This window comes from Chitinophaga skermanii (assembly GCF_003259335.1).
Lineage (GTDB): Bacteria > Bacteroidota > Bacteroidia > Chitinophagales > Chitinophagaceae > Chitinophaga > Chitinophaga skermanii.
Genome location: NZ_QLLL01000007.1, coordinates 126,053 through 149,269, shown reverse-complemented (window position 1 = coordinate 149,269; position 23,217 = coordinate 126,053). Strand labels below are relative to the sequence as shown.

Below are 23,217 nucleotides of genomic sequence, written 5' to 3'. Positions count from 1 at the left end.
CTACAAGAAAATCCCGGCCAGCAAAAAGCCCGCTATAACCGACACTGTTACGGCCACTATACCGGGTATCATGAAACTATGATTAATCAAAAACTTACCGATATGCGTACTGCCTGTTCTGTCGAATTGAATAGCCGCTAATAAAGTAGGATAGCCCGGTAAGAAGAAGTCACCATTCACGGATGGGAACATCGCTACGAGGTGCCCAGGTGTAATGCCCAATGCCAAACCTAATGGCATTAAAGCTTTGGTTGTTGCCGCTTGGCTGAAAAGTAATATACTGAGTAAGAACAATGCAATAGCAAACGTCCACGGGGCCGCACTTACCATGTTACCTAAAGCGCCTTGAATGGTATTCAAATTCGCTTGCATAAACGTAGCACTCATCCATACCACACCGAAGATAGAAACGACAGCTTGTGCACCACTTACGAATAAGCTGGCTTTCGCCACGGCTGTAGTGGTAGTTTTACACAAGATGATGATCATCGCAGATGCTGCTAACATCACCAGTTCTATAACAGCCGACATTTTGATATTTCCTTTAGCATCTACCGCCATGTTTTCCATGCCGGTGCCGAAGGAGGGGAGCATATTGGGGAATGCGCCTACTAATACGATGAGCAATACTGCAATACCGAAAATGAGTACGGAGGTTTTTGCGCCTGGTAGCAAGGGTTCCGATTCGTGTTGCATACTTTCTTCGAGGTTGCGAGCAAACTCGGGGTCTTTCATGCGTTCAAGAAATTCGGGGTCTTTATCTAAATCTTTTCCTTTCTTCCAAACTGCCAATACACCAGCTAAAATCCCGATGATGGTGGCAGGTATACACACCATCATAATACCGATGAGTTCTACCTTACCCGATAAGATCGTGAGAATAGCCGCTGTAGCTGCGGAGATTGGACTTGCCGTGATTGCTAAATGGGAGGCTATCACCGATATACTTAATGCCCTTTCTGGGCGAATACGTTTCTTAGTAGACACTTCCGCGATAATGGGTAGTAATGAATACGTGATATGCGCTGTACCGGCAAACAAAGTGAACATGTAAGTAGTAAGTGGTCCTAACAACACAATCATCGAAGGTTTACTACGTAAAATCTTGCCTGCTAAACGTACCATGTATTCCATCCCTCCAGCAGCTTGCATCGTGGCGGCGGTGGTAACCACTGCCAAAATGATGAGCATTACATCAATCGGAGGATCTGCGGGACGTAATCGAAACAAAAATAAATACACGGCTAAACCTACCATGCCCATCACACCTAAACCGATCCCTTTCATTCGTGCACCTACTAAAATAGCAGCCAGTAATACGGCGAACTGAATCCAAATCATCATATAAGCGTGTTTAATAGCGGAAGAACATCTCTTGAATAGCTTGTTGGTTATTCGTTTTTAACAAGGCCAATTGTAAAAGTACCCGTGCTTTTTGCGGGTTAAATTCGTCGGATGCAACAGTACCTAGTCCTTTATCGTCGGTTTCTGCATCGAGTGTTACACGTCCGCTACCCACCCTGGAAGAACGTACAACGGCAATACCTTTTGCAGTAGCAGCCTTAATCGGCGCTTCTAATGCAGGATATAGATTACCATTCCCTACGCCGGCAATTACAATACCTTTGCTACCACTATTAACGAATGCATTGAAGGCTGCAGGATCGAGATTAGAATAACCATACACGATATCTACTTTCGGCAATTCCGTTACATTCGTGATGTCGAATTCCGCATCTAGTGTATGCTTGCGTAAAGGCATGTTATACCAAGCTACCTTTCCATCCAATACAAATCCCACCGGGCCGGCATTCGGCGCTTTAAAGGCATCTACATTGGTTGTATTCATCTTCTCTACATCACGAGCAGAGTACAAGTTATCGTTCATACAAACCACTACACCTTTACCTTTAGAAGTATTGGAAGCAGCTGTTACAATGGCGTCGTATAAATTCTTTGGACCGTCGGCGGAAATAGCGGTAGCAGAACGCATAGCGCCTACTAGTACAACCGGTTTATCGGTTTTTACAGTGAGTTGTAAGAACAAAGCAGTTTCCTCTTGTGTATCGGTACCATGGGTAATAACAAACCCATGCACGTCGGATCTTTTCGCCAATTCATTGATCCGCTTAGCGAGTTTCAACCAAACTGTATCGTTCATCGCCTGGCTACCTACTTGCGCCACTTGTTCACCCGTAATATTGGCTACTTTACTAGCTTCGGGAACGGCCGCTAAAAGGGATTCAATCGGTAATTGTCCAGCTGTATAAGCTGTACCTACAGCCGATTCCCCGGCACCTGCAATGGTACCACCCGTAGCTAAAATAATAACGTTGGGGAGATTGGGGTTGTGTTGACGTTTCACCGTTTGCGGCGTTGGAACATCCTCCACTTTGGTTTTCTTTCTTTTCTGAGCATGTGCAGTATTAGGAGCAAACTGCGATAAGATGGCCACGCTGAATAACACAGGCAGCGCCCATCGAAATAGGAGTGTACGCTTCATAGCAAACAAATTAAAATGACTCTCGAATTGATGGTAATCTCGAACTATTGGTTGTATTAATCTTCTACATCTTATATGGTAGAATAATGGTGAGCTTGCCACTCACCATTATTAGAATACGCTATGGTTACTGAATGAAAGTAGGATGGATCATGTTCTTAAAGGTGAAGATCTCGTCCCATTTCTCTTGTGTAATTAATTTCTTTTCTTTCACTGCTAAGTCATGCACCGACTTGCCGGACTCCAATGCTTCACGGGCAATGGCGGCAGATTGTTCGTAACCGATGATTGGGTTCAATTGTGTTACGATACCAATACTTTGCATCACCATTTGTTTCGTATGTTCTGGATTCGCTGTAATGCCTTCTACGCACTTCGTACGCAACGTATCGCACGCATGTTGGAGGTAAGTAATGGAAGTAAAGATCGCGAAGGAAATTACCGGCTCCATTACGTTTAATTGCAATTGACCAGCTTCTGCAGCCATGGTAACTGTTAAATCAGCTCCAATAACATAGTACGCCGTTTGGTTTACCACTTCCGGGATAACAGGGTTTACTTTGCCCGGCATAATGGAAGATCCCGGCTGCATGGGTGGTAAATTAATTTCGTTCAACCCACAACGTGGACCAGATGATAACAAACGTAAATCGTTACAGATTTTAGAAATCTTCACGGCTGTACGCTTTAATACACCTGATAACTGCACGTATGCACCTGTATCGTAAGTAGCTTCAATTAGGTCACCTGCTAGGCTTAATGGTAAACCGGTTACATCGCAAAGATGTTTGGTTACCAATTCAGCATAACCCTTTGGTGCATTTACACCTGTACCAATAGCAGTAGCACCCATATTGATTTCAGAGATCAATTGCTTACTATCGGCAACACGTGCTAGTTCTTCGCGGATGTTCGTGGCGAATGCTTTGAACTCGTCGCCTAAGCTCATAGGCACAGCGTCTTGTAATTGGGTACGACCCATTTTTAGTACTTCTTTGAACTCGTTTCCTTTCTTTTCGAAAGATTCTGCGAGGTCGCCCAGTACTTTGCTATATTCAATCAGTTTGTTGTAAATGGCTATACGGAATGCCGTAGGGTAGGCATCGTTGGTAGATTGCGAGCAGTTTACGTGGTTATTGGGGTGGCAAAATTGGTAATCACCTTTTGCTTTACCCATCATTTCCAACGCTACGTTTGCAATTACTTCGTTTGCGTTCATGTTCACAGAAGTACCAGCACCACCTTGGATAAGGTCGCTCAAGAATTGGTCATCAAACTCGCCGGCAATTACCCGGTCGGCCGCTTTCACAATATGATCGGCAATGTTCTTATCGAGTACCCCTAACTCGCTATTCGCAATAGCGGCCGCCTTCTTCACGTAGCCCAAAGCTTGCACGAACTTAGGTTCTGTTTTAATGGGGATACCTGTAATGTGAAAGTTTTCTAAGGCGCGTAATGTTTGAATACCGTAGTAAACATCTTGCGGAATCTCGCGTTCCCCAAGGAAATCATGTTCAATTCTCTTAGACATATCGTTTAGTTAATTTTGATTAGAGGCTACTAGTATACGCTATAATTCTTAAACGGACGCTTACTGCATACTTCCAAACACAACAGCCATTTACCGAAAATTGTTCAACGCACACTTTTTAAACGGGAGGTAGGGGCATGAAAAAAGGTTACCACGGGAGGCAACCTGCTTGTAATAATTAAATATTATGGAGATTAGTTTTTACCCATTATAACGCTTACATCAATTATTGACACTACAATTATTCACACCTGTACATTACAGTTCCTCACTCTGGTACTTCGGGTAATCGAAGAACAAAAACTTCTTCTTCGCGAGGTCAAAGTCTTTCCAATGGTCCGTTTCAGCACTTATCGCAAATATCCCCGATGTGGGTACATTATCAATCCTAATCTCTTCTGTTAAGTAATTGGCAAAGTCGGTAATCCCAGGGTTATGCGCAATAATGGCTACGCGTTCAAAATCATCATCAATCTTCGTGATTACTTTTAAAAATGTTGAGGCATAACATAAATACAATTCATCCTCGAGCAAAATAGCTTGGCTCGGGTAGTCCCATTCCTTGGCCATCATTTTAGCCGTACTACGGGCGCGTTTTGCTGGGCTCGAAATAATTAATTCAGGCAATGCTCCCCGCGAGCTTAACCGGGATGCCATGTCCGGAGCATTCATTTTTCCCCGTTTATTTAACGGGCGATCAAAGTCATCCGTCCCAGGGTCGCTCCAACTAGATTTTGCATGCCTTACGAGGTACAATGTTTTCATAAATCAACTGTGGAAAAACAACGGTTCTACTAAAATACGATATATAAACGAAGAACCGCGTTTGCCAAATGCCAGCAAACGCGGTTCTAATATGATTTAAAAATTATTTAACGTTGTATTGATCGGTTAGTAACCTCTCTCGTTTTTGCCTTCCATGAAGTTCATGAATGCTTTATTTACAACGCGGTTACCGCCCGGGGTAGGGTAGTTGCCGGTGAAGTACCAGTCGCCCAAGTTATTCGGACAAGCTTCGTGCAAGCTTTCGATGCTTTGGTAGATGACGTCTACTTTAGCATTGATGCCAGCCGGGGTTATGATTTGCGCAATCTTCGCTGAAATCTCTTCTGTTGTAAATGGTTTATAGATGTTACGCACTACGTTCTGTGCATCCAAAGTATTCGTTCTTTCCAATTCTTTACACAAACCATATGCTTCTTGCAATAAATACTCTTTACCCTGCTCTTTCAACAATGCAATAGCTGCTTGGAAGGCTACGAAATCGCCCATTTTACTCATGTCAATACCATAACAATCCGGGTAACGGATTTGGGGGGCAGAAGACACGACAATGATGCGTTTAGGTCCTAAACGGTCTAACATCTTTATGATGCTTTCCTTCAAGGTTGTGCCACGAACGATCGAGTCATCAATCACCACCAATGTATCTACACCAGGACGAACAGTTCCGTAGGTGATATCGTACACGTGTTGTACCATTTCATTACGGCTTGAATCTTCGGTGATGAACGTACGCATTTTCACGTCTTTAATCGCGATTTTGTGCATACGTACACGGCGGTTGATCATTTCTGATAACTTCTCTTCATCGAAATCCTTACCCCATGCCATGATTCTTTCAATCTTAATGCGGTTTAAGTAGGTTTCTAAACCTTTTAATAAGCCGTAGAAGGCAACTTCCGCAGTATTAGGTATGAAGGAGAAGATGGTGTTACGAAGATCGTTATCGATGGCTTTCAACACGGTTTCAGATAATTGGTTACCGAGTTGTAATCTCTCTTTATAGATTTTTTGATCGTTACCACGGGAGAAGTAGATTCTTTCGAAGCTACAAGCACGGCGTTCTTTCGGCGCCAATATTTGTTCGATAGTGTATTCGCCGTTTTCTTTTACGATTAAAGCGTTACCTGGCATCAATTCTAATACCTCGTTTTCGCCAACGTTGAAAGAAGTACGGATCGCCGCTCTTTCTGAAGCGGCTACAATTACTTCATCGTTAATATAATAATATGAAGGACGGATACCATTCGGATCACGCATCACGAATGAATCGCCGGTACCTAGTAAACCGCCTACGTGGTAACCACCATCGAATTTAGAGAAGGCTTGTTGCAAGATGTTTTTCACATCGAGGCCGCTTTCACGGGTTTCATCTTCCTTCATCATAAAGTGGTGAATCACTTCGAGCATTGCCGCCAAATCGCTGTTTTTATGTGCACCATCGGGGTGAACATCCGCGAAATCAAACAATTCATCCGCATTAACAAGGTTGAAGTTACCTGCTAAAGCTAAGTTGCGAGCTGGAACTGTGTTGTAGCGTACGAAAGGGTGGCAAAGTTCTACGTTGGATTTACCTTGAGTGGCGTAACGTAGGTGACCAAGTAATAATTCGCCTAGGAAGCGAACGTGGCCTTTCATAAGACCTGGGTACTTGGTAATTTCGGGTTGGTACTTTTCTATTTCAGCAATTTCTTCACGAATCTGTCCGAAAACATCACCGATTGCTTGTGGTTTGGCACTCCTAATTCTGTGCATAAAAGGCACGCCTGGCTCGGTGTGCAATTTTACAGTGGCAACGCCCGCACCATCTTGACCGCGGTTGTGTTGCTTTTCCATTAGGAGGTACAATTTGTTCAGGCCGTAGAAAACAGTCCCGTATTTCTGTTGATAATAAGAGAATGGTTTTCTTAACCTTATGAATGCTAAACCGCATTCATGTTTGATCGCGTCACTCATGCCGTAAAATTGAAGATGCAAAGTTACGGCACTTTTTATTCATAAACTAATGCGGCATGCCCGGTGGTGTAGTTTTAACACTTCGGTGAGAAAGGGGCGATTGCGACAAATAAAAAAACGGCCCAGCTTTGTGAGCCGGGCCGTTATATATAAAGAAGGTCTTTATTATTGTTTTGCTGTAGCCGCCATCCAAGCGCTGATTTTACCACAGTTTTTATATTCATCTTCTACGTGAATATAGAAAGTTGGGATTTTGGTCACCAACCATTTCTGCAAGGCATCGTATTGTTTATCCACCAAAGTACGTTGTTGGATACGTGCATAGTCGTCTTGCATGTTTTCGCGGTGCGGTTCCGTTCTTGTTTTTAGGTACACGATACGTAAGCCTTTTCTACCTTGTTCGTCTTCAAAAAGGGAAGGTTTAGAGATGTCGCCCACTTTCATGGTATCGATCATCAATACGATTTCTTTTTCAGAAGGTTGGTCAAGTTGATCGATGGTGATGAGGCTGCTACCGTTCATCGGGTTTTGCAACATACCGCCATCGAATTTCGCCATTTGGGCATCGCTATACTTAGCTACGGCTTCTGCGAAGTTGATTTTTTTATCGATGATGAGCGTTCGAATGGAATCCAATTTCGAGGTGATGCTCGTCATATCGTTTTTAGTAATGTTCGCTTTGAGGAGAATATGTTGTACAACAACGTTATCACCTTGGCGGCGAAGCATTTTGATGAGGTGATAGCCGAATTGGGATTTCACCGGGGAAGAGATTTCACCTTCTTTCAAACGGAACGCGCCGGCAACGAAATCTGGATCGAAGTTAGCTTTCTCGTTACGGTTGATGGTATAGATACCACCATTCTCTTTTACACCTGGATCTTCCGAGTATAAGTTAGCGAGGGTGGTGAAGTCTTTTTCTTTGTTTTCTACGCTCTTTTTAAACTCCGTTAAGCGTTCGATAGCGTAGTTCTCCATTTCTTTACTGGCTTTCGGGAAGATCACAATCTGCCCAATTTCCAATTCAGATTCGTAGAACGGTAAGCTATCTTTAGGAATTGCGTCGTGGTTAGCTCTTACTTCCGTAGGCGTTACCTTAACGGTACCGAAAACTTTATCGCGCATAGATTTCGCCAAGATGGCTTCGCGGATAGGTTCACGGAAACGTTCGCGCATTTGGTAGATAGTATAGCCGGTGATTTCTTCCATTTTCTGGCGATCACCACCATATAAACCCAAAATGTGGCGTACCCTGTTTTCGATCTGGCCATCAACATCGGCCTCACTTACAGGTAAACTATCCCGTTCAGCTTGCAACACCAACACTTTCTGTGCAATCATTTGTTCAATAGATTGACAAAATGCGTCGTGCGGCATTTTACCGTCGGGCATATTACGTTGTAATTCAACCGCTTGTGACTCTACATCTGAGCGGAGAATGATTTTATCGTTTACTTTAGCTACAATTTTATCTGCTACGATGGGATATTGCTGTGCAAATACATTTGTACAAAACAGCCATGCAGCCGCAGATAACATCAAAACTTTCTTCATATTGTTACTGTAAGATTCCAAAATAACCAAGAAAAAACAAGCTACGCAAAGGTTTTGCCTCTTTTAACAAAAGTTTATTTGTAAAAAAGCCGCCTCTACAATGTGGAGGCGGCTTAAACTGAATAATGTTCGTATTAGAGGGTACGTTTTACTTCTACTTCTTCGAAACCTTCGATAATATCGCCTACTAACAAGTTGCTGTAGTTCCTGATACTCAAACCACATTCCATGTTAGAAACCACCTCTTTCACGTCATCTTTATAACGTTTCAATGAGCCGAGTTCTGCGTTTGCGTATACTACGATACCATCTCTTACTACGTTCACGCGTGTATTACGTGTTAACTTACCATCGAGTACGAAGCAACCTGCAACGGTAACTTTATCGAATTTGTAAGTTTCCCGTACTTGTACGTTACATACCACTTTCTTCTCGATCTTAGGCTCAAGCATACCTTCCATGGCGCTCTTAAGCTCGTCGATCGCATCGTAAATGATAGAGTAGGTGCGGATTTCGATATTTTCTTTCTCTGCAATTTTTGATGCTTGCATAGAAGGACGCACTTGGAAACCGATAATCAACGCATCTGAGGCTGTTGCCAACAATACGTCTGATTCGGTAATTTGACCAACTGCTTTGTGTACCACCGATACCACGATTTCTTCTGTAGAAAGTTTTTGCAATGAATCGCTCAATGCTTCTACAGAACCGTCCACGTCACCTTTAATGATCAAGTTCAATTGCTTGAAGTTGCCCAATGCTAAGCGGCGGCCGATTTCGTCGAGGGTAATGTGTTTCTTCGTACGGATACCTTGTTCGCGGATGATTTGCGCTCTTCTGTTCGCAACTTCTTTCGCTTCAGATTCGTCGATGAATACTTTTACTTTCTCACCCGCTTGTGGAGCACCATTCAAACCGAGGATTTGCACCGGCATTGATGGTCCTACTTCATCCAAACGAGTACCACGTTCGTTAAACATAGCTCTTACTTTACCGAAGTGTGCACCGGAAACGATGGCATCACCTTGGCGGAGTGTACCGTTTTGAACGAGGAGAGTTGTAACATAACCACGACCTTTATCGAGGGTTGCCTCGATGATGGTACCGCTAGCTTCGCGGTCTGGGTTTGCTTTCAACTCTAAGATTTCTGCTTCGAGCAAGATTTTTTCGAGCAAGAGGTCGATATTCATACCGCTCTTTGCAGATATTTCTTGGCTTTGGTATTTACCGCCCCAGTCTTCAACTAAGAGGTTCATACCGGCCAATTGTTCTTTAATTTTTTCTGGGTTAGCGCCAGGTTTATCCACCTTGTTGATTGCGAATACCATTGGCAAGCCTGCAGCTTGTGAGTGGGAGATCGCTTCTCTTGTTTGTGGCATGATGGCATCATCCGCAGCGATTACGATAATAGCGATATCTGCTACTTTCGCACCACGGGCACGCATCGCGGTGAACGCTTCGTGACCAGGTGTATCGAGGAAGGTGATTTTCTTACCGCTTTCCGTTGTTACTTGGTAAGCACCGATGTGTTGAGTGATACCACCTGCTTCACCGGCAACTACGTTTGCGTTACGGATATAATCGAGCAATGAAGTTTTACCGTGATCTACGTGACCCATGATTGTAACGATAGGCGCACGTGGTGATAAATCTTCTGGATTATCTACTACTTCTTCTTCATCCATTTCATCGACGTCATCTACACCGATAAATTCAACTTCGTAACCAAACTCTCCGGCAACTAGTTCGATAACTTCCGCATCTAAGCGTTGGTTGATCGACACCATGATACCGAGACCCATACATTTAGAGATTACTTCTGCAAAGCTTACATCCATCAAGGTAGCTAACTCGCTAACAGATACGAACTCGGTAACTTGTAATTTGTTACCGTCTGCACCTTGGTTAGCCAATTTGTCTTCCATTTCTTGGCGTTTTTCTCTACGGTGTTTAGCCTTGGTATTTTTTCTACCGCTATTACCACCGAGTTTCGCCATGGTTTCCTTGATCTTATTTTGGATCTCGTTTTTGTCGATCTCTCTATCTTCAGGGCGTTTGTTATCGTTGTTGTTATTACCGAAACGATTGCCGCCTTGACCTGGACGGTTGTTATTAAAGCGTCCGCCGCCTTGGCCTTGACCGCCACGGTTTTGGTATCCGCCTTGTCCGCCTGGGCCACGGTTTGGACCGCCAGGGCCGCGTTGTCCACCACCTTGACCGCCACCATGTGGACGGTTTTGGCCGTGTTGACCACCTTGACCTTGTTGACCGCCACCTTGGTGACGATTCTGTCCGTATCCGCCGCCTTGACCTTGTTGTCCTTGGTGTTGACCACCTTGACCTTGATGTCCGCGGTTATTTTGATTTTGACGATCGTTCGAAAACTCTTTTGGTTTAATTGGTTCTTGCTTCTTTTCAACCACGATGCGTTTGCGTTTACGCTTTTCATCGTTTTGGTTGTTTTTATTGAAAGAAGGTTTATTGTCTCTGCGTTCGTTATGAACGGGGAGTTCAATTTTACCAATTACTTTCGGGCCGGTTAATTTTGCGGCTTGAATGTTTTCGATTACGGCTGCTCCACTGGCATCTTCATCTTTGGAAGCTGCGGGAGCGATTGCTGGCTCTTCTACCACTTTTGATTCAACAGGTTTTGTACTTTCCTTAGCCGGTGCTTTTGTACCGGGTTCTTCTTTCAACTCTTTTTGTTCTGCTTTAGGTGCAGATGCTTGTTCAGCTGGCTTATTTTGAACAGGAGCAACGGATGTTTCAGCTGGTTTTTTAGGTTCAGCTGGAGGCGTTGCTTTTTGTTCAGGTTGTTCTGCTTTCGCAACGGGCTGCTGTTGAGCGGGTTGAGTAGGAGCAGAAGACTCGGCTGCTTTCGGCGTTTGTGCTGTTGCGATCACTGGCGCTGGTGCTTTTTCAGCAGGAGCGGGAGTAGAAGGCGTTTCAGCTTTCTTTTCGACAGGTTTTTCTTCTGCTTTAGGAGCAGGAGCTTGTTGTTCTGCCGGTTTTTTATTGCGATTAGCGGGGCTAAGCGCATCGAGGTCGATTGTTGCAATAACTTTCGGACCGGTGATTTTAGGTGCGTCTTGTTTTGCTGTTTCGGCAGCCGGTGTTTCTGGAGCTTTAGGAGCTTTTGGCTCTTCTTGCTTAGGCGTTTCGGCTACTGGAGTAGCAACAACAGGTGCTGTTTTTTCAACAGCAGGCTGTGGAGTAGGAGGCGCTTTTTCTTCCTGTTTAGCGGTTGGAACGGGGGCCGGTTCTACTTTTTGTTTAGGCGTTTCAACAGCCGGAGTTGGTGCTACCGGTGTTTCTTTTGCTTCCACAACTGGCGTTGGAGCGGGTTGTGGTTTAGCTGGTTCAGCAATTACTGCTGGCTGTTCGTCTTTAGCGGCCTCTTTCTTTTTCGCTACTTGTTCTGCTTCCTCTTTCTCTTTCTTCTTAGTTGCATCTACGGCAGCCCCTTTCGGAAGGGCGATTTGGTCGCTCTTCTTCTTATTTACTTTATCTTGTTGGAACTCCGTCTGCAATGCACCATACATCTCTGCTGTGAGTCGGGCACTGGGAGACCCGAATCCGCGCGTATCAAAGCCCTTATTGGTAAGGAACTCTGTAAGAGTATCTTTACCAACATTAAATTCTTTGGCAGCAGCCAGCAATCGTGGTGTGTTGTTTGTAGTTTCAGGCATATCGTTACTCGGCCTCCCCCTTCCTCGCCACAGGCGAAGATTTTTTACTTTTAAAAATAGCGCTAAAAATTTCTCTCCACTGCTAATGAAGCCCTCCCCTTGGGAAGGATCGGGACGGACTTTATTCTTTGTCAAACTCTTCCTGTAATATTCTTCTTACTTCGTGAACGGTTTCTTCTTCTAAATCTGAACGGCGAACTAACTCTTCCGGTGTTAAGTCTAACACGCTGCGCGCTGTATCACAACCAATGCGTTTTAATTCGTCTAAGATCCATTCTTCAATCTCGTCTGAGAATTCTACTAAGTCGATATCAAATTCTGTTTGTTCTTGCGGTTCATCGCGGAACACATCAATTTCATAACCCGTTAATTCACAAGCAAGCTTGATATTTACCCCTTTCTTACCAATAGCCAAAGATACTTGATCTGGGTTAAGGTAAACAGAGGCATATTTATTCTCACTATCAATATCCATACGGCTAATACGTGCCGGAGTTAAGGCGCGTTGGATTAACAACTGGATATTTGATGTAAAGTTAATAATATCAATGTTTTCATTTCTTAATTCGCGAACGATACCATGGATACGGCTACCTTTCATACCCACACAAGCGCCTACTGGATCGATACGATCGTCGTAAGATTCAACGGCCACTTTCGCTCTTTCACCTGGTTCACGCACGATTTTTTTGATAACGATTAAGCCATCAGCAATTTCGGGTACTTCGATTTCTAACAATTTATCGAGGAATGAAGGGCTTGTTCTTGATAAGATAATTAGTGGTGAGTTGTTTTTCATTTCCACTTTCCTAACAACCGCTCTCACGTTTTCACCTTTCTTGAAGTAATCTGTCGGGATTTGTTCTTGCTTAGGCAATATTAACTCATTCCCTTCATCATCCAATAACAAAACCTCTTTTTTCCATACTTGGTAAACCTCCCCGGTCACAATTTCGCCAATTTTATCGTCGTATTTCTTCACCAAGATATTTTTCTTTAAATCGCCGATACGAGCAGCTAATGTTTGTTTAGCAGCTAAAATGGCACGGCGACCGAAATCTTGGATCTCTACTTCTTCATATAATTCTTCCCCAACTTGGTAATCGGGTGCAACCTTAATGGCTTCAGTATAAGCAACTTGAGCATTTTCGTCTTCAACTTCTTCATCCTCAACAATCATCCGGCGACGGATAATCTCAAGGTCACCTTTATCTGTATTTACAATCACGTCGAAGTTCTCGTCCGATCCGTATTTCTTACGAAGAAGGGTTTTGAATACATCTTCCAACACCTTCATCAACGTAGGGCGGTCAATATTCTCCGCTTCTTTAAACTCCGTGAATGACTCAATCAGGTTAATGCTAGCCATGTTCTGATATTATATTTTAGAATACGATGCACACTTTCGTATGCTTAATTTCAGTATTGTTAATTTCAATTTGTACTTTCTCTTTTTTCTTACCGATCGTTTGTTCGAGGGTAAGCTTACTGTCATCAACAGCCAAAAGCACGCCTTCTTTTTGCGTGCCATCTAACAAGGTAACTTCTACCTTGCGACCGATATTCTTGACATATTGACGTTGATTCTTCAGGGGCTCATCCAGGCCTGGCGATGAAACTTCGAGCGAGAAATCGTCGGCAGGTACGATGCCTGAGGCTTCAATTAAAGGGTAAAGTGCCCTATTGAAAGCGATCAGTTTGTCGATAGAGGCGCCTTGATCGGCATCTATGAAAACCTTAATGTTATTCGTGGGTTTAATTTTCACCTCCACCAGGAAGTAACCAGGTTCATTGGCCAGCAAGGGTTCTACCAGTTGCGCGATGGCCGTAATCACAGTTTCGTTTGTCATACAAAAAACGCGAAGGGGACAAAATCTCGTCCCCTTCGTTTGAATCTTTTTACCATTGCAAAATTAATCTTTTATTTCAATCCAAAAACAATTTCTTTTCATTTTTGATATTAAATCTCAATTTTTTACGCAGCTACCCAAGGTCTTCGGCGTATTCCGACTGCATTACAAGTTCTTACCTTGCGACAAATATTTTTAATTCTCATTTATTATAGAAATGCAGTAATTTGTTATTCATTATGGCATTCGTTTGGTATATTATCATTGGCGCACTAGCGGGCTACTTAGCCAGTTTATTGGTAAAGGGGGAAGGCTTGGGTTGTTTAGGTAATATTTTGCTAGGTGTTATTGGAGGGGTGATAGGCGGGTGGCTTTTAAGGGAAATGAATTGGGGGCCATGGGGCCACTTTGGTACATCTTTCCTAGGAGCTTGCTTATTATTGCTGGTAGTCAACTTGCTTAACCGCCGTTAAATTCTCATGTATAAGATTATATCACGTATCCAGCCGGAGCTCTGCCTCTGGGTATTTGGCATAGCGGCTTTGGCCATCACCGACCCTTATACTGAGGGTATGAGTTTATGTTTGGCGAAGTTCATAGGTTTGCCTTGGTGCCCAGGATGTGGATTCGGGCACGCGATAGGATTTATTTTCCGGGGCGAAATTGCCTTGTCGATACAAGCGCACCCGCTTGGAATACCATTATTAGCCATCCTTTTATATCGTATCTTTCAATTATCCAACATTCAAATTCAACAATTTTCCGCACCCAAACCTCGAAGACAATGAGAGACAATTATTTTTATATGCTCCCGCACATCGATCACGAAGAGATGATGTGGCTGAATGAGCTAACCAAGAATTTCGACGATGAGAAGCTACGTCGTTTTATGATGCTTTACCAAAATAGCCGGAAAGATCCACAAATGATATTGATCTGTACGCTCATTGGGTTTGTGGCTGTGGCTGGGATCCAACGCTTTGTATTGAACCAAATACTCATGGGATTCTTGTATTTAATTACTGGTGGATTGTGCTTAATTGGCACGATTTACGACATCATTAATTACAAGAAATTAGCGTGGGAATACAATAAAACAGCCGCTATGGAAGCTGCTGCGATGGTAGGTTACAAGTATTAGAACGCATACTGGTGGCTTCTTTAGCTGTTAAAGAAACCTTAAAACCATTGGAAATAAATAAGAAGGTAGCGGAATAACCGCTACCTTTGTTTATTATGTTAAAAACACTTTTTTTAATATTTATTGCCTACTTGTTGTACAAATTCATTTTTGGGTTTGTTATTCCAGTATACAATGGAACGAAGCAAGTGCGTAAGCAAATGAATAATGTACAGGAGCAAATGCGCCGTGCATACCAAGAACAACAACAAGCCGCTCAACAGCAACAACAATATCAAGAACGCCAACAACAATCACATGTGCAAAATCGCCCATCAGAAAAGGGTGATTATATTGATTTTGAGGAGGTTAAATAGATTCCTGTTGTAAAGAAGGGGAGAGAATGTGCGATTTTGTATGTAAAGAATGGCATGGGTTTGCTGTGCCTACACGCGATTAGATCCTTCCTATTTAATTATTTTTCAGACTGTTACCCTTTTACATCCTTGGGACTATATCCTTACTCTACGTATTCCCATATTCAAACTTATCATACTCGGATAACATCTTTGGTTCAAATATCCTCAATGCTAAAAAATGTATGGTAGATATATGGGGAATATTGGGATAACATTGGGATAACATTGAAAGAACATTGGGAGATATTATAAAATATGCTGCGAAAAGGAGCAGAAAACTTCCTTTTAGTCTTTTTCAATACAAATAACACCCGCCAAGGTCTATTTACGACTAATTTTAAGCAATAAAATAAAGGCAAGTTAAAGTCTTTCAAAGGGAAGTCAAAGGGTCGTTGACTACTTTCAAAGGGTGGTCAAAGGCTTTTCAAAGGCTCGTCAAAGGGAAGTTAAAGGGAAGTCAAAGGCTCGTCAAAGGCTCGCTAACTTAAACCACTAGGAACCAAACATTTAAGAAAAACGAGCCTGTTTTACACACCTAATTCATAGTTAGCCAATACATTTTATCCTTTGGGCTTAAAAATATCTACGATCGTGCGTGGTGCTTGCAGGTGAATGGTTTGAATACCTAACTCATTCGCGGTTGCAATATTCGGTAAAGTATCGTCGATGAATAAAGTTTCGGCTGGATTTAGGCCATTTTCTTGCAATACAAACTCATAAATGTCCTTATTCGGCTTCCGCATACCTACTAGGTGGGAATAGTAAGATTTATCGAAAAATACGCCCAAAGAAGGCAAACTACGATCTCTTTCCAGGATTTTATTGAAGGCCGCTAAGTGAATGGCGTTCGTATTACTGAGCAAGAACAAGCGGTAATGATTGCGTAATTGTTGGAGAATTTGCAGGCGTTGCAATGGAAAATCGAGCAGCATGGCGTTCCAAGCTTCCTTCAATTGGCTTTCGGTAATGTTGATAGGCACATATTGTTTTAGTTCCTTGATAAAATCGTCTTCGCCGATTTTACCGGTTTCCAGGTTGTTGAAGAGGTCGTTTGCGTGGAACTGGGAATATAACTCGTTAAAATTGGTGATACCGAGTGATTGGAATGCCTTCTCAGTTAAAGTATAATCGATATTTAGGATCACCCCGCCTAGGTCGAAGATGATATTTTGAATGTTCTGCATAGACAACAAAAATAAAACAGGAGGCGTTTCAATAAAAATTAATTGAAATAAGTTGGTTAGAATAAAAAAAAAATTAATTTTGCCGTCCCTTTAATTAGGGAATTGTCCGAATGGACGAGGTCCTATAGCTCAGTTGGTTAGAGCACCTGACTCATAATCAGGGGGTCCCAGGATCATGCCCTGGTGGGACCACGAAAGAAAAAGCCTTCAGCGTTGCTGAAGGCTTTTTTGGTTATACTAAGATGTATTGGCTATTGTTGAGTATACCTTTGGACTTCATGGATTAACTCATATTTAATCAATTCCCAATGCTTTCCTTTTAAACAGATAGGATCGAAATCCATATCAGCAGATGAGAATTCTATTAAATTCTTTAAAATCAGGCCTTCATCATGATTAAATTCATATCGTAACTTATGAAATGCTATTAGCTGATTTAAAGAATACTTTTCAAGTATTTCATGAATATCCCAGAAATCTTTCTTTCTGCCACCACGCTGTACTACGTCTAGTTTCATGGCAGCTATTTCTTCAATTGTTGCTAACCTAATACCTTCCGTTTCAAAAGCTGGCTGAATATATTTATCGGTATAGTATATATCCAGCTTAACACTATCATTTTCGTTTTTACCGATAATATAGGATTTACCAAAGGCAATTACATCGATATTGGTTGTATAAACATAATCAAACTTATCTTTCAGTATATCTTCGATTTTACTGAAGTCGAGGGAACCATATTCAACATCCGTAAATAAATCAATATCTATTGACATTCTATGTCCTAAATGCAAGCTCAATGCCGTACCGCCAACTAACCGGAACATACCTAGTTCCTTAGTAGACATCAATTCGATCAAGGAGGATTTTAAGAGGGGGGAAACTGTATTCCAGTATAACATGTTTGGATTACTTTAATAGCACCTGGTTTATTATATCCATTCCATAAAATCTTGCAACTTCATTCTTTTCTTCTTCGTTACCACGTTCAAAAACTCTCCTAATGATAGCTGCCTTTTGAGTTTGCCAATTAATACTTTCAAATTTAGTATCCCAGAAAAGAATTTTTCTGAATTTACTTATATCAGGCTTGCTATCTATTTGTTGTGCCTGTTTTATCTGTTTAATTTCATAAAAAAGCTGAAGGCTGCCTAATATACCTTCTTCTAGCTGTAAAGCGTCTTCAATTTTCAATGCTACAGCTAGACTTATATTGGAATTTCCTTTTAATATATCTTGTAAAGATTTAGGGTCTTCATGAATTGAATAAGCAAGAGAATTCTTATCAACCTGCCTTCTTTCTAGTATATTTTCTAAAAAAAAGCCAGGGTGTAATCCTTTTAACGCATCAAACTCAAGTTGTGTCATACTATAAATTTACAGAATTCCAAGATAATAAACTATCTATAAGTACAGCGCAAGAAGATATATTGAATTCTAAGTATACAATAAATTACGGCTTATGAGCCAAATACCTTCTTGAAAAAATCTTACGATCGAATTGCAATCTATAGCAGTCGCTTCTTTGATTTAACATTAGTCTTACTTTTCCTGGTTGATTCCTTAATTTTTTCAGTTCTTTATCATATTATAATTGTGTTTGTTTCCCACACCCTTTTCCTTCACAACGGGCTATTACTTCTTAACATAATTTCCCTACTTCCCCAATTCTTCCTACATTCAAATTCTATTCAGAATTACCATCTATCATTGCAGCACGATGAAAATTCTAATCATAGAAGACGAACCGGATCTCGCGCAAAGTATTGCGGCTTATTTGGCCGACGAGAACTATCATTGCGAGTTGGCAGGCACTTTTAACGAGGCGTTGGAGAAGATCGATCTCTATCACTACGATTGCGTGCTGTTAGATATCTCGTTGCCGGGTGGTAACGGGTTGAAATTATTGGAGGAACTACGAGCCGAAAATAAACAGGAGGGAGTGATTATTATTTCTGCGAAGAATGCGATTGATGATAAGATTAAAGGGCTGCAAATAGGGGCCGATGACTATATGGCCAAGCCATTTCATTTGTCGGAGTTGGCAGCGCGCATTTATTCTGTGATCCGGCGGAAGCAATTTGGTACGACTAATATTATTGAGCAAAATGAATTACGGATTGATTTACTCGCTAAAACAGTATCCATTGAGGGAAAGGAAATTCCGTTAACGAAAAAAGAATTCAGCTTATTGTTATACTTTGTTAGCAATAAGAATAAAGTAATTTCCAAAAGTGCTTTAGCAGAACAACTATCAGGTGATATTGCAGATATGTTCGACAACTACGATTTCATTTATGCACATATCAAAAATTTGAAGAAGAAACTACAAGAAGCCGGGTATGGCAATTATTTGAAAACACTCTACGGCACAGGATATAAATGGGTCATATGAAAAACCTGCTCAATCTTACACTCAGAAGATCTATCATTTATGCTAGTATTGTATTGGCTGGCAGTATACCCGTTTATTATTTCATCCTCAATAAGCTTTGGCTCTATGAAATGGATGAACACAATATTATCCTCACAGAAGAAGCCGGCAAAGAAGACAGTTTTCTAATTATTAGTGCTGTTACTATTCTTACCGTAATTTTCTTCGGGTTACTTATCGGTGGCTTAGTATTGATGAACAGGAGAATTTCGAAGCGATTATGGACGCCCTTTTATGATAGTTTAGCGAAGATCAAAGGTTTTGATTTAAACAAGCAAACACCTATCCAGTTTGAAGAAACAGGCATTACGGAATTTGCCGAGCTGAATAAAAATTTGCAAAAATTATTAACTAGTTCTATTTCTGCTTATAATCAACAAAAGGAATTCGTTGACAACGCATCCCACGAATTACAAACACCATTAGCCATTGTACAATCCAAGTTAGACTTACTTCTACAAAGCCAGTCGCTTACAGCAGATCAATACGACATAATTGAAGATGCACACAAAGCATTAACACGTGTATCAAGGATCAATAAGAATTTGTTGTTACTCGCTAGGATAGATAATAGCCAGTATAATGATAACGAGACCTTTGATCTATCAAATGCAATAGAAAAATCCATCGATCTATCTACCCAATTTGCAGATGTAAAACAGTTACACATCGAAAGTGATATCCAACCATCTCAAATTGTTACCGGTAATAAAGCGTTGATAGAAATTCTTATCAACAATCTACTCAACAATGCTATAAGACATAGTACACCCAACGGAACTATTCACATTTCCTTAAAGAATAATGAAATCCGTTTTGCGAATAACGGTAGCGATGCATTACAATCCGACCAACTATTCAAACGCTTTGGTACAGCGAATTCACAAACCCCGGGAACCGGCTTAGGGCTTGCATTGGTAAAGCAAATAGCAGAACGTCACCAATGGAAAGTGGGGTATCAATTCTTCCAACAACAACATATTTTTACTGTCGCGATTTAATTCAAATTTTCTTCTAAATCAGCTTCTAGTTTAGTGGCATAATTCAACCCAAGATGAAGTATGCCCTTTCTACTTTAACATGCATTGTATGCTTATGTCAATTTGCTTTTGCGCAAAGGCCTGATAGTATTGTTGTTCCGAAGTTTCATCATGTATTAGATGCAGATGTATACATTCCTGTTTCTTTAATTCTTGCTGGCTCCATCGCGAATGGAAATGGTCAAGAATCGTTGAAGAAAGAACTAGCAGAAGAACGTTCGGAACATATGCCGCATTTTCATACGAAAATCGACAACTACCTACAATACGCGCCCATTGCTATTGCATATGGCTTAGATGCTGCCGGTATTCCTTCTAAAACTGATATAGCCAACAGAACAGCCATTCTTTTTAAAGGAGAATTGTTAATGTCGAGCAGCGTGTTTTTATTGAAGAATACCACGCATCAACTTCGGCCTGATGGCACTACCTACAATTCTTTTCCATCGGGCCATACTGCACAGGCCTTCGCAGCGGCTACATTTCTCAGCGAGGAGTATAAGGATCGTTTTCATTGGATGCCATATGCCGCGTATGGCATAGCAGCTAGCGTAGGCGCTTTACGCATAGCAAATAACAGGCATTACATCAGCGATGTTTTAGTAGGCGCAGGATTGGGCATATTATCGATGAAGGTGGCGTATTGGACTCACCATTATAAATGGGGAAAGAAAAAAAGTATGTATCATGAAGAAACTAGCAATTAGCGCATTTTTACTACTACTGGTAAGTATTGCACAATCCCTGCAGGCACAGGTAACCATTTCCGGTATTATTCGCGATGGCGCAACTAAGAAGGTATTGCCATTTGTGAATACCGGGTTAAGAAAATCGAATGACAGCGTTTTATTAAATGGAACGATTTCGGGGGAAGATGGTCGTTTTACTATTAGCCAAGTCAAGCGTGGTAATTATGTTTTGGTGGTGAGTTATTTGGGGTATACAAGCATCTCTAAACCAATCGTTGCCGGCACGCTCAATCAATTTCTCGATGTAGGGAATATCGATCTTCAACCAAACGAACAACAATTAAAAGAAATTACCATTGCAGGCAAGCAGGCTAGCATTGCCAGTACAATGGATAAAAAAACCTTTTCCATTGCCGATAACGTAACCCAAGCGGGCGGTTCTGTACTGGATGCAATGAAAAACTTACCTGGCATCACTACCGACAATGGAAAATTGCTACTTCGTGGTAGCGACAAAGTAATGGTACTGATCGATGGTAAACAAACAGCCCTCACCGGCTTTGGTGGACAAAGCAGCCTAGAAAATATTGCCGCATCATCCATCGAGAAAATTGAAATCATTAACAATCCATCTGCGAAGTATGATGCAAATGGTCATGCAGGTATCATCAACATCATCTTCAAAAAAGAGAAAAAGGACGGATTTAACGGCAAAATTGGTATTGCTGGAGGTTTAGGCGCCATTGGCATTAAACAAGAGAATTTACCCGGCATTAGGCCACAATACCAAGCAACGCCAAAGGTGAACCCATCACTTTCGTTGAATTACCGGAAAAATAAGCTGAATTGGTTCTTTCAAGGAGACGATTTGTATACGAAAACACTCAATAAAAATGAGTTTGTAGATCGGTATTATGATGATGGAACAATAGTAAAGCAACAAACAAAACGTAACCGTAGCACCAATATTGCGACTGTAAAAACAGGTGTAGATTATTATTTGAATCATCAAAATACATTTACAGTATCAGGTTTATTCAGTAGCGAGAAGATTTTAGATAATGGGGACGAACCTTTTTATAATGCCGATTTATCTAAACGCAATCGCTTATGGCAGTTCTTAGAAGATGAATTAAAAACAACAGCTACCGCTTCGGCTAGTTGGCAACATACCTTCCAACAACCGGGTCGCGTACTGAACACTAGCTTCAACTATACCTTTCACCGCGAGGATGAGAAATATTACTTTACGAACATCTTGCCTTCATATACGAGCTTAGATTCTTTCAAACTTTTATCGGATGAACATGTGGCAGATTTGAATGTAGATTATGTACAACCGTTGCGTTATGGGCGTTTTGAAACAGGGTTAAAATTCCGTCGCCGGTACATTCCCGTCAATATGCAATTCAAACCAGGTGAGCATACAGCCCTAGATGTACATGCGGGAGGAGAAGCGAATTATGGAGAAACTATTACAGCAGCATATGGTAATTATATATTTGAGAACAGCAAATTGGAAGTAGAAGCGGGTTTACGTGTAGAATTGGTGAATTTGGATTATTATGTCAACCCTAATCATCCCACCTACAAAAGCGATGGTTATAGTTATGTACAACCATTTCCCAATGTACGTTTAGCTTATAAAATCAATGATGCGCAAAAGCTGTCATTCTTTTACAATCGCCGTGTAGATCGCCCGAACGAAGTGGACATCCGCATTTTCCCAAAGTATGATGATGCAGAAATTATTAAAGTTGGTAACCCGGCATTACGACCACAATTCACGAACACTTTTGAAATGGGGTATAAAGTAAACTGGCAAGAGAATTTTTTATTTGTTTCTTTATATTACAAAAACATGCAGGCTACCATAACACGTATTAGCAGCACGGTGCCGGGTAGCGATCTTATTTATAACATTTTCCAAAACGTGGGGAAAAGCTACAATAGCGGGGTAGAGGTGATGTTATCGAAGAAAATGAATCGTTGGTTCTCTTTCAACCTTAACTTAAACGGCTATCAAAACATCATTGATTCGTTTTCAGTCGAAAATCTTTATCCCACACCACACACATTTTCAGCTGCACGCGAGCAAATCTTTTCAGGTAATGCAAAGCTGAATTTACTATTCAAACTACCGAAACAATTCGAAGCACAATTAAGCACCATTTACCAAGCACCTGACCTTATTCCACAAGGGAAAATTTACGCACGATTTTCGGTGGATGGGGGTATTAAAAAAACCATTCAAAGTGGCAAGGGAGAGCTATTCGCCAATGCTACAGATATTTTCAACACCTTACGTACCAAGCGAACAATTAACGGCAACGGCTTTCATTATACCAGTACGGATTATTATGAAACACAAGTTTTCCGGGTTGGGTATAGCTATAAATTCTAGCAAAAAGGACACAAAATTTTGTGTCCTTTTTTGTTTTGTAAACAATCGTTTGTATAAATAT

The 23,217-nt window shown here is 41.5% G+C and carries 20 protein-coding genes and 1 tRNA gene; 9 read left to right on the top strand and 12 right to left on the bottom strand.

The window, feature by feature from the left end; translation table 11 throughout:
* From LX64_RS18840 to LX64_RS18800, 9 genes are all read right to left on the bottom strand, one after another.
* Positions 1-1,344, bottom strand: coding sequence for an anaerobic C4-dicarboxylate transporter family protein (locus LX64_RS18840; RefSeq protein WP_211324849.1), 1,344 nt, complete (start codon positions 1,342-1,344; stop codon positions 1-3).
* A gap of 10 nt (positions 1,345-1,354) precedes the next feature.
* Complete coding sequence (locus LX64_RS18835; protein WP_111599248.1) at positions 1,355-2,503, bottom strand: type II asparaginase; 1,149 nt, start codon at positions 2,501-2,503, stop codon at positions 1,355-1,357.
* A gap of 127 nt (positions 2,504-2,630) precedes the next feature.
* A complete protein-coding gene (gene aspA / locus LX64_RS18830; protein ID WP_111599247.1) occupies positions 2,631-4,034 on the bottom strand; it encodes an aspartate ammonia-lyase in 1,404 nt (467 codons plus the stop codon).
* Positions 4,035-4,292: 258 nt separating this feature from the next.
* Positions 4,293-4,799, bottom strand: coding sequence for a SixA phosphatase family protein (locus tag LX64_RS18825; RefSeq protein ID WP_111599246.1), 507 nt, complete (start codon positions 4,797-4,799; stop codon positions 4,293-4,295).
* 126 nt (positions 4,800-4,925) lie between these two features.
* Entirely contained in the window at positions 4,926-6,653 is a 1,728-nt protein-coding gene (locus LX64_RS18820) for an amidophosphoribosyltransferase (protein WP_245952735.1), read from the bottom strand.
* 285 nt (positions 6,654-6,938) lie between these two features.
* Positions 6,939-8,327 carry a peptidylprolyl isomerase gene (locus tag LX64_RS18815; protein WP_111599244.1) on the bottom strand — a complete coding sequence of 463 codons (1,389 nt, stop codon included), beginning with the start codon at positions 8,325-8,327 and terminating at the stop codon, positions 6,939-6,941.
* Between the two features lie 134 nt (positions 8,328-8,461).
* Entirely contained in the window at positions 8,462-12,016 is a 3,555-nt protein-coding gene (gene infB / locus LX64_RS18810) for a translation initiation factor IF-2 (protein WP_111599243.1), read from the bottom strand.
* Between the two features lie 121 nt (positions 12,017-12,137).
* Complete coding sequence (nusA, locus tag LX64_RS18805; protein WP_111599242.1) at positions 12,138-13,385, bottom strand: transcription termination factor NusA; 1,248 nt, start codon at positions 13,383-13,385, stop codon at positions 12,138-12,140.
* 16 nt (positions 13,386-13,401) lie between these two features.
* A complete protein-coding gene (locus LX64_RS18800; protein WP_111599241.1) occupies positions 13,402-13,866 on the bottom strand; it encodes a ribosome maturation factor RimP in 465 nt (154 codons plus the stop codon).
* A gap of 239 nt (positions 13,867-14,105) precedes the next feature.
* On the opposite strand from LX64_RS18800, the gene LX64_RS18795 reads away from it, so the two are divergent.
* The 4 genes from LX64_RS18795 (at position 14,106) to LX64_RS18780 (ending at position 15,363) form a co-directional block, all read left to right on the top strand.
* Positions 14,106-14,339, top strand: a complete 234-nt coding sequence (locus tag LX64_RS18795) for a GlsB/YeaQ/YmgE family stress response membrane protein (RefSeq protein WP_111599240.1) — start codon at positions 14,106-14,108, stop codon at positions 14,337-14,339.
* 6 nt (positions 14,340-14,345) lie between these two features.
* Positions 14,346-14,654, top strand: coding sequence for a DUF2752 domain-containing protein (locus tag LX64_RS26505; RefSeq protein WP_111599239.1), 309 nt, complete (start codon positions 14,346-14,348; stop codon positions 14,652-14,654).
* Positions 14,651-15,007: an NINE protein gene (locus tag LX64_RS18785; protein ID WP_111599238.1), complete on the top strand. Its 357-nt coding sequence runs from the start codon at positions 14,651-14,653 to the stop codon at positions 15,005-15,007. The genes LX64_RS26505 and LX64_RS18785 overlap by 4 nt, the downstream gene beginning before the upstream one ends.
* Positions 15,008-15,102: 95 nt before the next feature.
* Positions 15,103-15,363 (top strand): DUF4834 family protein, encoded by a 261-nt coding sequence (locus LX64_RS18780; protein WP_111599237.1) that lies wholly within the window; start codon positions 15,103-15,105, stop codon positions 15,361-15,363.
* Between the two features lie 602 nt (positions 15,364-15,965).
* Here the strand turns inward: LX64_RS18780 and LX64_RS18775 are convergent.
* Entirely contained in the window at positions 15,966-16,589 is a 624-nt protein-coding gene (locus tag LX64_RS18775) for an HAD family hydrolase (RefSeq protein WP_111599236.1), read from the bottom strand.
* A 118-nt stretch (positions 16,590-16,707) separates the two neighbouring features.
* On the opposite strand from LX64_RS18775, the gene LX64_RS18770 reads away from it, so the two are divergent.
* A tRNA-Ile gene (locus LX64_RS18770) sits at positions 16,708-16,781 on the top strand.
* A 59-nt stretch (positions 16,782-16,840) separates the two neighbouring features.
* Here the strand turns inward: LX64_RS18770 and LX64_RS18765 are convergent.
* Positions 16,841-17,491 (bottom strand): nucleotidyl transferase AbiEii/AbiGii toxin family protein, encoded by a 651-nt coding sequence (locus LX64_RS18765; protein WP_111599235.1) that lies wholly within the window; start codon positions 17,489-17,491, stop codon positions 16,841-16,843.
* Positions 17,492-17,498: 7 nt separating this feature from the next.
* A complete protein-coding gene (locus LX64_RS18760) occupies positions 17,499-17,957 on the bottom strand; it encodes a helix-turn-helix transcriptional regulator (RefSeq protein WP_111599234.1) in 459 nt (152 codons plus the stop codon).
* A gap of 352 nt (positions 17,958-18,309) precedes the next feature.
* Here LX64_RS18760 and LX64_RS18755 point away from each other — a divergent pair, with 352 nt between their 5' ends.
* The 4 genes from LX64_RS18755 to LX64_RS18740 are packed head-to-tail and all read left to right on the top strand — an operon-like array spanning position 18,310 to position 23,156.
* Positions 18,310-18,984 carry a response regulator transcription factor gene (locus LX64_RS18755; protein ID WP_111599233.1) on the top strand — a complete coding sequence of 225 codons (675 nt, stop codon included), beginning with the start codon at positions 18,310-18,312 and terminating at the stop codon, positions 18,982-18,984.
* Positions 18,981-20,024, top strand: a complete 1,044-nt coding sequence (locus tag LX64_RS18750) for a sensor histidine kinase (RefSeq protein WP_111599232.1) — start codon at positions 18,981-18,983, stop codon at positions 20,022-20,024. Before LX64_RS18755 ends, LX64_RS18750 begins: the two co-directional genes overlap by 4 nt.
* Before the next feature lie 53 nt (positions 20,025-20,077).
* Entirely contained in the window at positions 20,078-20,770 is a 693-nt protein-coding gene (locus LX64_RS18745; RefSeq protein ID WP_111599231.1) for a phosphatase PAP2 family protein, read from the top strand.
* A complete protein-coding gene (locus tag LX64_RS18740; RefSeq protein ID WP_111599230.1) occupies positions 20,751-23,156 on the top strand; it encodes a TonB-dependent receptor domain-containing protein in 2,406 nt (801 codons plus the stop codon). The genes LX64_RS18745 and LX64_RS18740 overlap by 20 nt, the downstream gene beginning before the upstream one ends.
* Positions 23,157-23,217 lie beyond the last annotated feature (61 nt).

Excerpts from the sequence above, each read along its gene's own strand:
- LX64_RS18840 (WP_211324849.1), bottom strand. The coding sequence starts at position 1,344 with ATGATGATTTGGATTCAGTTCGCCGTATTACTGGCTGCTATTTTAGTA.
- LX64_RS18835 (WP_111599248.1), bottom strand. The coding sequence starts at position 2,503 with ATGAAGCGTACACTCCTATTTCGATGGGCGCTGCCTGTGTTATTCAGC.
- aspA (WP_111599247.1), bottom strand. The coding sequence starts at position 4,034 with ATGTCTAAGAGAATTGAACATGATTTCCTTGGGGAACGCGAGATTCCG.
- LX64_RS18825 (WP_111599246.1), bottom strand. The coding sequence starts at position 4,799 with ATGAAAACATTGTACCTCGTAAGGCATGCAAAATCTAGTTGGAGCGAC.
- LX64_RS18820 (WP_245952735.1), bottom strand. The coding sequence starts at position 6,653 with ATGGAAAAGCAACACAACCGCGGTCAAGATGGTGCGGGCGTTGCCACT.
- LX64_RS18815 (WP_111599244.1), bottom strand. The coding sequence starts at position 8,327 with ATGAAGAAAGTTTTGATGTTATCTGCGGCTGCATGGCTGTTTTGTACA.
- infB (WP_111599243.1), bottom strand. The coding sequence starts at position 12,016 with ATGCCTGAAACTACAAACAACACACCACGATTGCTGGCTGCTGCCAAA.
- nusA (WP_111599242.1), bottom strand. The coding sequence starts at position 13,385 with ATGGCTAGCATTAACCTGATTGAGTCATTCACGGAGTTTAAAGAAGCG.
- LX64_RS18800 (WP_111599241.1), bottom strand. The coding sequence starts at position 13,866 with ATGACAAACGAAACTGTGATTACGGCCATCGCGCAACTGGTAGAACCC.
- LX64_RS18795 (WP_111599240.1), top strand. The coding sequence starts at position 14,106 with ATGGCATTCGTTTGGTATATTATCATTGGCGCACTAGCGGGCTACTTA.
- LX64_RS26505 (WP_111599239.1), top strand. The coding sequence starts at position 14,346 with ATGTATAAGATTATATCACGTATCCAGCCGGAGCTCTGCCTCTGGGTA.
- LX64_RS18785 (WP_111599238.1), top strand. The coding sequence starts at position 14,651 with ATGAGAGACAATTATTTTTATATGCTCCCGCACATCGATCACGAAGAG.
- LX64_RS18780 (WP_111599237.1), top strand. The coding sequence starts at position 15,103 with ATGTTAAAAACACTTTTTTTAATATTTATTGCCTACTTGTTGTACAAA.
- LX64_RS18775 (WP_111599236.1), bottom strand. The coding sequence starts at position 16,589 with ATGCAGAACATTCAAAATATCATCTTCGACCTAGGCGGGGTGATCCTA.
- LX64_RS18765 (WP_111599235.1), bottom strand. The coding sequence starts at position 17,491 with ATGTTATACTGGAATACAGTTTCCCCCCTCTTAAAATCCTCCTTGATC.
- LX64_RS18760 (WP_111599234.1), bottom strand. The coding sequence starts at position 17,957 with ATGACACAACTTGAGTTTGATGCGTTAAAAGGATTACACCCTGGCTTT.
- LX64_RS18755 (WP_111599233.1), top strand. The coding sequence starts at position 18,310 with ATGAAAATTCTAATCATAGAAGACGAACCGGATCTCGCGCAAAGTATT.
- LX64_RS18750 (WP_111599232.1), top strand. The coding sequence starts at position 18,981 with ATGAAAAACCTGCTCAATCTTACACTCAGAAGATCTATCATTTATGCT.
- LX64_RS18745 (WP_111599231.1), top strand. The coding sequence starts at position 20,078 with ATGAAGTATGCCCTTTCTACTTTAACATGCATTGTATGCTTATGTCAA.
- LX64_RS18740 (WP_111599230.1), top strand. The coding sequence starts at position 20,751 with ATGAAGAAACTAGCAATTAGCGCATTTTTACTACTACTGGTAAGTATT.